Origin of the sequence: Massilia sp. Root418 (genome assembly GCF_001425265.1) — a bacterium.
Taxonomy (GTDB): Bacteria; Pseudomonadota; Gammaproteobacteria; order Burkholderiales; family Burkholderiaceae_D; genus Rugamonas.
On sequence record NZ_LMEC01000001.1, the window covers coordinates 1273612 to 1285601 of the forward strand.

At 65.8% G+C, this 11990-nt stretch carries 9 protein-coding genes; 3 read left to right on the forward strand and 6 right to left on the reverse strand.

All coding sequences use genetic code 11. The features are described 5' to 3' along the window. Positions 1–156: 156 nt before the first annotated feature. Both ASC94_RS05320 and ASC94_RS05325 read left to right on the forward strand, forming a co-directional pair. Positions 157–1143, forward strand: a complete 987-nt coding sequence (locus tag ASC94_RS05320) for an SDR family oxidoreductase (RefSeq protein WP_056391703.1) — start codon at positions 157–159, stop codon at positions 1141–1143. 14 nt (positions 1144–1157) lie between these two features. After that, complete coding sequence (locus ASC94_RS05325) at positions 1158–2207, forward strand: Ku protein (RefSeq protein ID WP_056391707.1); 1050 nt, start codon at positions 1158–1160, stop codon at positions 2205–2207. Positions 2208–2220: 13 nt separating this feature from the next. Here ASC94_RS05325 and ASC94_RS05330 read toward each other — a convergent pair whose 3' ends face one another. The 4 genes from ASC94_RS05330 to ASC94_RS05345 form a co-directional block, all read right to left on the reverse strand. Then, positions 2221–2577 (reverse strand): ribonuclease E inhibitor RraB, encoded by a 357-nt coding sequence (locus tag ASC94_RS05330; protein WP_056391710.1) that lies wholly within the window; start codon positions 2575–2577, stop codon positions 2221–2223. Between the two features lie 43 nt (positions 2578–2620). Then, entirely contained in the window at positions 2621–5293 is a 2673-nt protein-coding gene (gene ligD / locus ASC94_RS05335) for a DNA ligase D (RefSeq protein ID WP_056391713.1), read from the reverse strand. Positions 5294–5351: 58 nt separating this feature from the next. Continuing rightward, positions 5352–5828, reverse strand: a complete 477-nt coding sequence (locus ASC94_RS05340) for a cache domain-containing protein (protein ID WP_056391715.1) — start codon at positions 5826–5828, stop codon at positions 5352–5354. 78 nt (positions 5829–5906) lie between these two features. Beyond that, positions 5907–6572 (reverse strand): polyphenol oxidase family protein, encoded by a 666-nt coding sequence (locus tag ASC94_RS05345; protein WP_157201284.1) that lies wholly within the window; start codon positions 6570–6572, stop codon positions 5907–5909. Positions 6573–6700: 128 nt separating this feature from the next. Here ASC94_RS05345 and ASC94_RS05350 point away from each other — a divergent pair, with 128 nt between their 5' ends. Beyond that, complete coding sequence (locus ASC94_RS05350) at positions 6701–7513, forward strand: ABC transporter substrate-binding protein (RefSeq protein ID WP_082616180.1); 813 nt, start codon at positions 6701–6703, stop codon at positions 7511–7513. A 3-nt stretch (positions 7514–7516) separates the two neighbouring features. Here ASC94_RS05350 and ASC94_RS05355 read toward each other — a convergent pair whose 3' ends face one another. Continuing rightward, the gene (locus ASC94_RS05355; protein WP_056391725.1) at positions 7517–10717 is read right to left on the reverse strand and encodes an efflux RND transporter permease subunit; all 3201 of its coding nucleotides are present in this window, start codon (positions 10715–10717) and stop codon (positions 7517–7519) included. Next, positions 10714–11928, reverse strand: a complete 1215-nt coding sequence (locus ASC94_RS05360; protein WP_056391726.1) for an efflux RND transporter periplasmic adaptor subunit — start codon at positions 11926–11928, stop codon at positions 10714–10716. Before ASC94_RS05360 ends, ASC94_RS05355 begins: the two co-directional genes overlap by 4 nt. Between the last annotated feature and the right edge of the window lie 62 nt (positions 11929–11990).

Consider the following 11990-nt stretch of genomic DNA (forward strand, 5'->3'; position numbering starts at 1 on the left):
ATTCTTATAGGTCCTCATACAGTTTGCCATAAAGTTCACAATTAGCAACGTAATAGCTGGCCCCAGGGCTTAAAAATCCGGATTTATGTGTGAAACCGCACTGTCATCAGCGCACGCGGCTTGAATACTGGCGGCTTGTGATTGAAGGAGAGCGTTATGCCAAATTCAGGAAACCAATCGGCGGAATCCGCCGCCAGCATGCAGCGCGAGGTGCAGCAGGAACAGGATCAGCGCGACCAGGCTCAAGGCCAACAAAAGGAAAGCAAGGACGCGGTGCAGACCGGGCGCCATGACCAGCCCAGCCCGCCCCTGCCGAAACAGCATCTGGAAAAACCCGGCAGCGAAGCGGACATGGAACTGAAGCCGCGCTTCCTGGCGCCGGACTATTGCGGCAGCGGCAAGCTGAGCGGTATGGCGGCCATCATCACCGGCGGCGACTCCGGCATCGGCCGCTCGGTGGCGGTGCTGTATGCGCGCGAGGGCGCGGACGTGGCCATCGTCTATCTCGACGAACACGAGGACGCCGCAGAAACCAAGCGCTACGTGGAAGCCGAAGGCCAGAGCTGCCTGCTGCTGCCGGGCGACGTGCGCGATCCAGAGTTCTGCCGCCGCGCCGTGGAACAGACCATCCAGCAGTTCGGCCACATTGACATCCTGGTCAACAACGCGGCCTTCCAGGAGCACGCCGGTTCGCTCAGCGAGCTGTCCGAAGAGCGCTTCGACCTCACCATGAAGACCAATATCTACGGCTACTTCCACATGGCCAAGGCGGTGGAGCCGCACCTGCAGCGCGGCGGGTCCATCATCAATACCGGCTCGGTGACCGGCCTGCAAGGCTCGGCCCACCTGCTGGACTATTCCACCACCAAGGGCGCCATCCACGCCTTCACGATGTCGCTGGCGTCCAATCTGCTGGACAAGGGCATCCGCGTGAACGCGGTGGCGCCGGGGCCGGTGTGGACGCCGCTCAACCCGGCCGATCAGCCGCCCGAGAAGATCGCGCAATTCGGCGCCTCCACCGACATGAAGCGGCCCGCGCAGCCTGAAGAGCTGTCGCCGGCCTACGTGTTCCTGGCCGCGCCCAGCTGCTCCAGCTACATCACGGGCATCGTGCTGCCGGTGACCGGCAGCGTCGGCGGATAAGGGAGGATGGCGCCATGGCACGCTCATTGTGGAAAGGCGCCATCAGCTTCGGCCTGGTGCATATCCCGGTTGAAATGCACACGGCCGTGCAGTCGCACGACCTGGACCTGACCATGCTCGACAAGCGCGACTTTTCCCCCATCGGTTTCAAGCGCTACAACAAGAGCACCGGCAAGGACGTCACCTGGGACAACATCATCAAGGGCTACGAGTACAAGGACGGCGAGTACGTGGTGCTGTCGGACGAGGACCTGCGCCAGGCCAACGTGGAGGCCACCCAGACCATCGATATCCTGGCCTTCGTGGACGCCGCCGACGTGCCGCTGACCTACTACGAAACGCCCTACTATCTCGCGCCCGGGCGCGGCGGCGACAAGGTGTATGCGCTGCTGCGCGAGACCCTGCGCAAGGCCGGACGCATCGCCATTGCCACCGTGGTGATACGCGTGCGCCAGCACTTGTGCGCGCTGGTGTGCGTGGACGACAGCATCATCCTCAACACCCTGCGCTTCGCGGAGGAGATCCGCAGCACGGAAGACCTGAAGCTGCCGCCCAAGTCGATGAAGTCGGCCGGCATCTCGGACAAGGAGCTGCAGATGGCCTTGTCGCTGGTGGAGGGCATGACCGAGGAATGGCATCCGGAGCAGTACCACGACACTTACAAGAACGATGTGCTGGCCCTGGTGGAGAAGAAGGTCAAGGCCAGGCAGACCAAGTCGATCACGGTGGCGGCGCCCGAGAAGAAGGAAGCGGCCAGCAGCAATGTGGTGGACCTGGTGGCGCTGCTCAAGCAAAGCCTGGGCGGGGCGGGCAAGGGAAAAGGCAAGGCAGCCGAGCCGGAGGAGGCGCAGGAGCCGCAGGAGGCGGAGGAATCCGAGGACGAAGAAGAAGCCGCTCCACGCGCGCGCAAACCGGCAGCAAGCAAGGCCGGCGCCAGCAAGGCCCGGCCCGCCAGGGCCGCAGCCAAACCGGCGGCCAAAACCGCCTCCAAGACTGCCGCCAAGACCGCAGAGAAAGCGAAACCGCGCAGCACCGCCACGCCTGCGCGCCGCAAGGCCGCCTGAAACGCGTAACGGCCTATTCCGGCAAGGCGCACTGCGACACGCAGCCCCAGCCGTCGTTGCGGCCGCCGAACAGCTTGGCGGCCTTGGCCAGCTCTTCCTCGTAGCCCGTGATGTTTTCGTGGGTGGGCACCATGAAGGGATGCGCTTGCACCTGCCACGGCAGTTCCGCGTTGCCCTCGTAGGGCGCAAAGGAGACTTTCTGCCCGTCGCGCAGGAGCTGGGTGGCGAATTTCAGGGCGCCCTCTTCGGATGGAAAAATGACCGAGAAATCCATTTCCCTGGGAATTTCAAGGTCGTCTCCGTCCTGGTCCATGCCCCAGAGCACGCCGCCGTTTTCATCGTCCGGAAATTGGGAATAGTCGCGTAACATTTTTTCCTCCGCAGGGTAAGACAAACTGAATACCAGCCAGCTGCTAGTCTGCCACAAAACCCAGTTCTTTCATGGCCGCGCCGATGCTCTTGGCGGCGCCGTCATACCCATCCCACGGCGCGTTGCCTTCATCCAGGCGGGAGTGGACCGTGGCCACGGTCCAGTGGTCGCCGCCTTTCAGATGGGACAGCTCGTCCCAGCGCACCGGCACCGAAATGCCGAGGCCGGGACGGGTGCGCGCAGACCAGGCGCAAACCGTGGTGGCGCCGCGCCCGTTGCGCAGGTAGTCGATGAAGATCTTGCCGACACGGTTTTTCGGCCCGCTCTTGAGCGCGAACCGGTCCGGCAGCGTGGCGGCCATGTGCTCCACCACGGCCTTGGAGAAGGACTTTACCGTGTCCCAGTCGTAGGCCGGCTTGATCGGCACCACCACGTGCAATCCCTTGCCGCCGCTGGTCTTGAGGAAGGCGGGCAGGCCGAGCTGGTCCAGGAAAGCGCGCATCAGTTCCGCCGCTTCCTGGATGGCCGGCCAATCCACGCCCTTGCCTGGGTCGAGGTCGAAGATCATGCGGTTGGGTTTTTCGTAGCTGCGCGCCACCGCGTTCTGGGTGTGGATCTCGACCACGTTCCATTGCGCGGCCGATAGCAGGCCTTCCACGCTTTTCACCGCCAGCATGGGCGGATGCTCGGGGTCCAGGTCCTGGCCGAGGTGCATCAGGCCGGGCATCTTGCTCACGTCGGCGTGCTTCTGGAAGAACAGCTCCCCGCCTACGCCGGCCGGCGCGCGCACCAGCGACACCGGGCGCGCCTTGAGATGCGCCATCATCAGTTCGCCCACCAGGGCGTAGTAGCGCACCAGGGCGATCTTGGTGGTGCCGCTTTCCGCGTCGATCACGCGGTCGGGGTTGGTGACCTTCAGGGTGTCCGGCAGCGTGCCGTGCAGCGCCGCCGGGGCGCCGCCGGGGCCGCCGCCTGGCGTGCCACCCTTGGCGCTGCCCCCGCCGCTCCCCTTGGCGCTACTAATCGCGCTACCATCCGCGCTGCTATTCGCTCTACCATCCGCGCTCGCCTTGGCGCGCTTGCGCGCGGGCTTTTCCGGTTCCGCGTAGGCTAGGTCTTCCACGTGCGCGGGCTGTTCGCGCGTGATCATCCTGGGTGGCTTGTCCTTGCGCAGGCCCTGGAACACGGCGTGCCGCACCGAACCGCTGCGCGTCCATTCGCCGAAGCTGACTTCCGCCACCAGCGTGGGCTTGACCCAGTGCGCCTTCTTGGCGATCGCCCGCGTGGGCGCGAAGGGACTCTCGTCGGCGGCCAGCTTGTCCAGCTTGGCCTTCAGCGCGCTCAGGCTGGCCTCGTTGAAGCCGCTGCCTACATTGCCCGCGTAGTGCAGCTTGCCGTCCTTGCTGCCTTTGTCGTAAGTGCCCAGCAATAGCGAGCCGATGCCGGTGCGGGCGCCTTGCGGATCGGTGTAGCCGCCGATGACGAACTCCTGCCGTTGCCCGCATTTGAGCTTGATCCAGTCGCCCGAACGGCGCGAGGTGTAGCCCGAATCGCGCCGTTTGCCGATGATGCCCTCCAGCCCCATCTTGCACGCAGCAGCCACCATCTCCTCCGGCAGGGCCTCCAGCTGTGCGCTCAGGCGCACCGTGCCGGCTTCGTGGCTGGCCATGACGGCGGCCAGCAGCTCGCGCCGCTGCACCAGCGGCACGCTGCGCAAATCGTAGCCATCCAGGTAGGGGGCGTCAAAAACGAAGTAGACGATATCGTTGGTCCGCTCGTTGTCGAACGATTGCTGCAGCAGGCCGAAGTCCGGCCGTCCATTTTCGTCGTGCACCACGATTTCGCCGTCATACCAGCCGCGCGGCAGCTTCATCTTGGCCAGCGCGGCGTGCAGCGGCTTGAGCTTGTGGGTCCAGTCGTTGCCGTTGCGGGTGAACAGCTTGATGTCCTTGCCGTCCACCCGGGCCAGGATGCGGTAGCCGTCGAACTTGATTTCGAACAGCCAGTCCTCCGGATTGGCCGGCGGCTTATCCACCAGCGTGGCCAGCTCGGGAGCCAGCGTGGCGGGCAGCGCGGTCTTTTCCGCCGGCGCCACTGCGGACGGCGCGGCTGCGGCGGGCGCCGCTGGCGTGGCGGCCGCGCCGCGCCCCTTCTTCTCGGCCTTCGGCATGCCCAGCTTTTTCACACTGTCGGGCAGCTCGTCGACCACGCTGAATTCGGCGGCCGGACGCGCGTACTCGTCCTTCTCCTTGATCAGCAGCCAAGGCTCCTGCTTTTCGCCGCGCCCCTTCATGCGCACCAGCGCCCAGCGCCCATGCATCTTGTGGCCGCGCAGCTCGAACTTGAGATTGCCGGCCTGGTAGCCCTTGCGCGCATCGTCCAGCGGGTGCCAGGTGCCCTTGTCCCAGATGATGACCTTGCCCGCACCGTACTGTTTTTCCGGTATGGTGCCCTCGAATGCGTTGTAGGAAATCGGATGGTCTTCCACGTGCACGGCCATGCGCTTGTCATGCGTGTCGTAGCTGGGGCCTTTCGGCACCGCCCAGCTTTTCATGGTGCCGTCCAGCTCCAGCCGGAAGTCATAGTGCAGGCGCGAAGCCCAGTGCTTCTGGATGACGAACGACAGGTTCTCGCCGCCCTCCTCGCCGCCTTCGGCCGGTTCGGGCGTCACGTCGAAATTGCGCTTGGCCTTGTAGGTTTTCAGTGAGTCGCTCATAGCGCAGACTCTACGCCCGGCGGCCCGGCGGCACGGTTAGCCAGCTAACAAAGCGCGGCTATTTGCCCTTGTAGATGCCGCAGGCGATATACAGGTCGTCCACCCGCTCCACGTAGGTGCTCTTCGATTCCAGCGCGCCCGTCTTGGAGTTGGGCCATTTATAGTCCACCCAGCCCTTGCCCTCCTTGCTGGCCGCCAGTTCGCGGAACTTCTGCACGAAGTTCACGCCGTCCACATCGCGCAGGTCGCCCAGCGACTTGCCCACCAGCTTGGCGTTCGCCCCATGCGCGATAACGGCCCCGCCGCCATAGGGCGACATGAACAGGTACAGATCCTTCTCGCGGAACTGCGGCGTGCGGTTATTGATTTCCGCCGCCAGCTTCTCGCGCCCGTTCGCCTTATAGTAGGCAATGGCCTTCTTCACTAGCGCCACCGCTTCGTCGGCCGTGCCGCGCTCGGCGTCGTCCGCGGCGCCTGCCACGGAAGTGGCTGCCAGCAGCAGCGCCATCGCGATGGATTGCAGAAATTTCATCATTGCCGTCTCCAGGTGTGGTTGTTTGGAACCATCCTATGCCCGCCCCGAAGCGGCATCAAGCGGATTCTCAGCCGCGTTTCACAAGCGCAACAGACCGGCGTGCTGCTGGGAATTGCGGTCGCCCCGCCGGTAGCTGCGGAAAGTGTGCGTGCCGTCAGCGTTGCGAGCGCAGCAGGTGCAGCCGCCCACGTGCTCGAACGCGGCCAGGCCGGCCCGTTCCAGCTCGTATTGCGCCACGGCGCGCAAGTCCAGGTGGCGATGGCTGGGTACGACCGCGTGCGCCGGCAGCGCCGCGTAGTGGCGCATGAAATCCTGCGCCAGTTCCTCGCTCACTTCGTAGCACGGCGCGCATATGGTGGGGCCGATGGCGGCCACCCACTCCGATGGCCGCTCGCCTTGTTCGCGCAGCGCCTCCCAGAAACGCCCGATGATGCCCGCATACAGGCCGCGCCAGCCTGCGTGCAAGGCTGCCACCATGGCGCCGTCGCGCCGCGCCATCAGCAGCGGCACGCAATCGGCGGTGATGACGCTGACGGGTATGCCGCTGGCCGAGGTGTAGAACGCATCGGCATCGCCTGCGGGCTGCAACGCTTCCGCAATATGCACCGCGCGCGTGCCGTGCACCTGGCGCTTTTCCGGCCGTTGTTCCCATGCCGGCTGCAGCGCCTGCGGCACCAGCATGGACGCCGTACCAAAACCATGTTGTATCCCCGGCACCGCCGCCAGCAACGCACTCGTTATCAAGCTACCCTCATTATCAAATCAGCCAGCCGGCATGATAAACGAACCGCGGCCATCCCGTCCGGAGCGGGTTGATTGCCATGCCAAATGCGCCTATAGTCTGAAGCCATCCCCCTTCAAAAGGATGAGCCATGACCAGGACACGCTTGCGGCCACCAACGCTGGCCCCGCTGGCCCCGCTGGCCTTGCTGGCCGCCTTGTTATCCGCTCTTCTGCCGGCCGCCGCGCCAGCCACGCCCCTTGCCCCGCCCCTGACCTTCGTGATGCAGGTCTTCCCGCCCTTTAACGACGTGAAGGATGGCCAGCCGGTGGGCGTGTTTCCCGACATCCTGCGCGCGGTCTGTGCGGCCATGCAGACGGAATGCAAGCTGGACGTCTATCCTTGGCGGCGCGCTTACGCGCTGGCACAGGGCGGCAAGGTGGACGGCATCCTGCTGCTGCTCAAGACCCCGGAGCGCGAGGAGATTTTCCATCTGGGTTCACCGGTTATCCAGTCGGCCTACGTGCTCTACGCCCAGCAGCACGATCCGGTGCGCTACACCGCGCCGGCCGACCTGGCGGGCTATACGATAGGCGCCTACGGGCCTTCCGGCACGTCCTACGCGGCCGGCGACTTGCTGCGGCAGGCCCCCGGCGCGCGGCTGGAGGTGGAAATGGATAACCCGACCGCGCTGCGCAAGCTGCGCCTGGGACGCTACGGTCCCAAGGGTGCGGTGTTCATCAACCAGGACCTGGCGCAGCACCTGATGAAGCAGGAAGGCGACGCGGGCCTGAAACAGGTGGGCGAGGTGCAGAAGGTGGAGTATTACATCGGCCTGTCGCGCAAGAAGATGCCCGAGCAGCAGGCCGACCTGTTCCACGCCACCTTGCGCCAGCTGCAGCGCGACGGCACCGTGGCCGCCATCGCCCATCGGCACGGGCTGAAGCCCGCGCCGCCGCAATGACGCTCAGCCCTCTCCGCCGTGCGTCGGAGGGACAGGGGCAGGCACCGGCGCGGGCGCCCCGGCATGCGGTTTGCGCTCGAACCGGCGCGCGAAGGTGCGCAGGATGACGTAAAACACCGGCGTGAGGAACAGCCCGAAGAAAGTCACGCCCAGCATGCCGGCGAACACCGCCACGCCCATGGCATGCCGCATCTCCGAACCGGCGCCGCTGGAGAACACCAGCGGCAGCACACCCATGATGAAGGCGATGGACGTCATCAGGATGGGCCGCAGCCGCAGGCGGCACGCTTCCAGCGCCGCCTGCACGATGGTGCGGCCATGTTCCTCCAGCTCGCGCGCGAACTCCACGATCAGGATGGCGTTCTTGGACGCCAGCCCCACCAGCACGAACAGCGCGATCTGCGTGAACACGTTGTTGTCGCCGCCCGTGAGCTTCACGCCGGCCAGTGCGCACAGGATGGACATGGGCACGATCAGGATCACCGCCAGCGGCAGGGTCCAGCTTTCATACTGCGCCGCCAGCACCAGGAACACCAGCAGCACGCACAGCGGGAACACATAGATCATGGTATTCCCGGACAGGATGTCCTGGTAGGTCAGCTCGGTCCATTCATAGGTGATCCCCTTGGGCAGCACTTCGCGCGCCAGCTTTTCCAGCGCCTCCTGCGCCTGGCCGGACGACACGCCCGGCGCAGGGCCGCCGTTCAGGTCCGCCGCCACGTAGGCGTTATAGCGCTGCACCATGTCCGGCCCGTAGGTGTCGGTGATCCGCATCAGCGAAGACAGCGGGATCATCTCGCCCTGCTCGCTGCGCACCTTGAGCTGGGCGATCTGCTCCACCCGCGAACGGAACTGCGCGTCCGCCTGCACCCGCACCTGGTAGGTGCGGCCGAACTGGTTGAAGTCGTTCACGTACAGCGAACCGAGGTTGATCTGCAAGGTCTGGTAAATGGTGGGCAGCGCCACGCCGAGCTGCTTGGCGCGCGTGCGGTCGATGTCGGCGAACAGCTGCGGCACGTTGATCTGGTAGCTGGAGAACACGCCCGCCAGCCTGGGTTCCTGCCAGGCCTTCATCTGCAGCGCCTGCACCGCCTTGTACAACTCGTCGTAGCCCAGGTTGCCCCGGTCCTCTATCATCATCTTGAAGCCGCCTATGGTGCCCAGGCCGTTCACCGGCGGCGGCGGAAACACCATGATGAAGGCGTCCTGGATCGCGCCCATGCGCTTGTTCACTTCGGCCGCGATGCCCAGGCCCGATTCAGCCTGGCCGTGCCGCTCGTGGAAGGGTTTCAGGCCGATGAAGACGATGCCTGCGTTCGGCGCGTTGGTGAAGCCGTTGATCGACAGGCCGGGGAAGGCAATCGAATCCTGCACCCCGGGCACGCCGGTGGCCACGTCGGACATGCGGCGGATCACGGCGTCGGTGCGGTCCAGCGAGGCGGCGTCGGGCAGCTGCGCGAAGCCGACCAGGTACTGCTTGTCCTGCCCCGGCACGAAGCCTTCCGGCACGGCGCGGAACATGAAGCCGGCGGCCACCACCAGCAGCAGGTAGACGCCCACCGCGCCGGCTTTGCGTTTCAGCACCCCGCCCACGCCGTCCTCGTAGCGCGCCGAGGCGCGGCCGAACACCCTGTTAAACCAGTGGAAGAAGCGCCCGAAGACCTTGTCCATCAGCCGCGTCAACTGGTCCCTGGGCGCGTCGTGCGGCTGCAGCAGGGACGCCGCCAGGGCGGGCGCCAGCGTGAGCGAGCTGAATGCCGAGATCACGGTCGAGATCGCGATGGTGAGCGCGAACTGGCGGTAGAACTGGCCGGACAGGCCGGACACGAAGGCGATCGGCACGAACACGGCGCACAGCACCAGCGCGATGGCGATGATAGGCCCGCTCACCTCCTTCATGGCCTGGATGGTGGCGTCGTGCGGCGTGAGGCCGTTGGCGATGTTGCGCTCCACGTTCTCCACCACCACGATGGCGTCGTCCACCACGATGCCGATGGCCAGCACCAGCCCGAACAGCGACAGCGTGTTGATGGAAAAGCCGAACATCAGCATCACCGCGAAGGTGCCGACGATGGACACCGGCACCGCCAGCAGCGGGATGATTGAGGCGCGCCAGGTTTGCAGGAACACGATCACCACCAGCACCACCAGCGCCACCGCTTCGAGCAGCGTGTGGATCACCGCCTTGATGGATTCGCGCACGAACTGGGTGGGATCGTAGACCACGTCGAAGTCCACGCCCTCGGGAAAGTCCTTCTTCAGCTCCGCCAGCGTCTTGCGCACGTCGGTGGACAGCTGCAGCGCGTTGGCGCCGGGCGCTTCGAAAATACCGATGGCGGCAGCGGACTTGTTGTTCAGCAGCGAGCGCAGCGAATAGGAATTGGCGCCCAGCTCCACCCGCGCCACGTCGCGCAGCAAGGTGGTGGCGCCGTCGCCGCTGGTCTTGACCACGATGGCGCCGAAGTCCTCCAGCGTTTTCAATCGGCCCTGCGTGTTCACCGTGAGCTGGAACTCGGAGCCGCGCGAGGGCGCCGCACCGATCACGCCGGCGGCAACCTGCACGTTCTGCTCGCGGACAGCCTGCACCACGTCGGCGGCGGTGAGGTTGCGCGCAGCCACCTTCTGCGGGTCCAGCCACACGCGCATGGCGTAGTCGCCGGCGCCGAACAGCTGCACCTCGCCCATGCCGGGGATGCGCGCCAGCTGGTCCTTCACGTTCAGCACCGCGTAATTGCGCAGGTAGACGTCGTCATAGCGGCCATTCGGGGACACCAGGTGGGCCACCATGGTCAGGTTGGGCGAGGACTTCACCGTGGTCACGCCGATCTGGCGCACTTCCTCGGGCAGGCGCGGCAAGGCGCGCTGCACGCGGTTCTGCACCTGGGTTTCGGCCTGCTCCACATTGGTGCCGATCTTGAACGTCACCGTCAGCGCCAGCGAACCGTCCGAGGTGTTCTTCGAATCCATGTAGAGCATGTTCTCGACGCCGTTGATCTGCTCCTCCAGCGGCGCGGCCACGGTTTCGGCAATGATCTTGGGATTGGCGCCGGGGTACTGCGCGCGCACCACCACCGAGGGCGGCACCACGTCCGGGTACTCGGAGATGGGCAGCTCGATGATGGCGATCAGCCCCGCCACGAAGATAATGATGGACAGGACGGCGGCGAAGATGGGCTTGTCGACGAAGAAGCGGGAGAAATTCATTTCGCGCCCTCCCCGCCAGCCGCCTTGGCCACCCCGGCCACCTTGGTTTCCTTGGCCGGCCTGGGCGGCGCGGCCGGGTCGTAATCCATGCCGACGGTCTGCGGCGAGATCGGCGCGCCGGGCCGCACGCGCTGCAGGCCGCCGACCACGATCTTCTCGCCTTTCGCCAGCCCGGAACGCACCACGCGCAAGCCGTCGACCGTGGGGCCCAGCGATACCGGCCGGTACTCGGCCTTGCTGTCCTTGCCCACCACGAAAACGAATTTGCGGTTCTGGTCCGTGCCCACGGCGCGCTCGTTGATCAGCAGCGCCTGGGTGGCCTTGCCATCCTTGCCGCCGCTCACCTGCACCCGCGCGAACAGGCCGGGCACCAGGGTATCGTCCGCATTGGCGAAGGTGGCGCGCATGCGCACGCTGCCGGATTGCGGATCGAGGCGGTTGTCGACGAATTCCAGCTTGCCTTCATGCGGGAAGCCCTGTTCGTTGGCCAGGCCCACCCGCACCGGCACTGCAGTGCCTTTGTGAGCCAGCGGCCCCACGCGCAGATAAGTCTCCTCGTCGCCGTCGAAGCTGGCGTAGATGCGGTCGACGGACACCACCGACGTCAGCACCGCCGTGGTGTCGACCAGGTTGCCGACGGTGATTTCAGCCTTGCTCACGCGGCCGGCAATCGGCGACTGCACCCGCGTGTAGCCCATGTTCAGGCGCGCCGTTTCCAGCGCTGCCTGGGCGCCGCGCAGGTCGGCGTCCAGCTCTTTCAGGCCGGCGGCGCGCTCGTCCAGTTCACGCTGGGCGATGGCGCGGTCCGCGTACAGGCGCTCGGCGCGGGACAGTTCCAGCTTGGCCAGTTCGGCCTTGGCGCGGTTGGCGGCCACCGCCGCTTCGGCCCCGTTCAGCGCGGCCTGGTAGGGGCGCGGATCGATCACGAACAGCACGTCGCCCTTGCGCACGATGCTGCCCGGCGTGAAGTTGACGGCGGTGATGTAGCCGCCTACGCGGGGGCGCACTTGCACCCGCTCGATGGCTTCCAGGCGGCCGGAGAATTCCTGGGTCTCGGTGATTTCCTTTTCCACCACCACGGCGGCGGACACCGGCGCCCCGCCCTGCGGCAGTGCTTCCTTCGGCTTTTCGCCGCAGGCGGCAAGGAGGACGGTTGACAAGACGGCTGGCAACACGACTGACATCACGAACGGCAGAGCAAGCTGGCGCATGGCTATCCCTCGCTGAAAGTGGATCTGGATCCTACCGGGAGTCTACCGGGCCTGGCCGCGCA

Bases quoted from the DNA above. Each gene is read 5' to 3' on its own strand.
- ASC94_RS05320 (WP_056391703.1), top strand. From the start codon at position 157: ATGCCAAATTCAGGAAACCAATCGGCGGAATCCGCCGCCAGCATGCAG.
- ASC94_RS05325 (WP_056391707.1), top strand. From the start codon at position 1,158: ATGGCACGCTCATTGTGGAAAGGCGCCATCAGCTTCGGCCTGGTGCAT.
- ASC94_RS05330 (WP_056391710.1), bottom strand. From the start codon at position 2,577: ATGTTACGCGACTATTCCCAATTTCCGGACGATGAAAACGGCGGCGTG.
- ligD (WP_056391713.1), bottom strand. From the start codon at position 5,293: ATGAGCGACTCACTGAAAACCTACAAGGCCAAGCGCAATTTCGACGTG.
- ASC94_RS05340 (WP_056391715.1), bottom strand. From the start codon at position 5,828: ATGATGAAATTTCTGCAATCCATCGCGATGGCGCTGCTGCTGGCAGCC.
- ASC94_RS05350 (WP_082616180.1), top strand. From the start codon at position 6,701: ATGACCAGGACACGCTTGCGGCCACCAACGCTGGCCCCGCTGGCCCCG.
- ASC94_RS05355 (WP_056391725.1), bottom strand. From the start codon at position 10,717: ATGAATTTCTCCCGCTTCTTCGTCGACAAGCCCATCTTCGCCGCCGTC.
- ASC94_RS05360 (WP_056391726.1), bottom strand. From the start codon at position 11,928: ATGCGCCAGCTTGCTCTGCCGTTCGTGATGTCAGTCGTGTTGCCAGCC.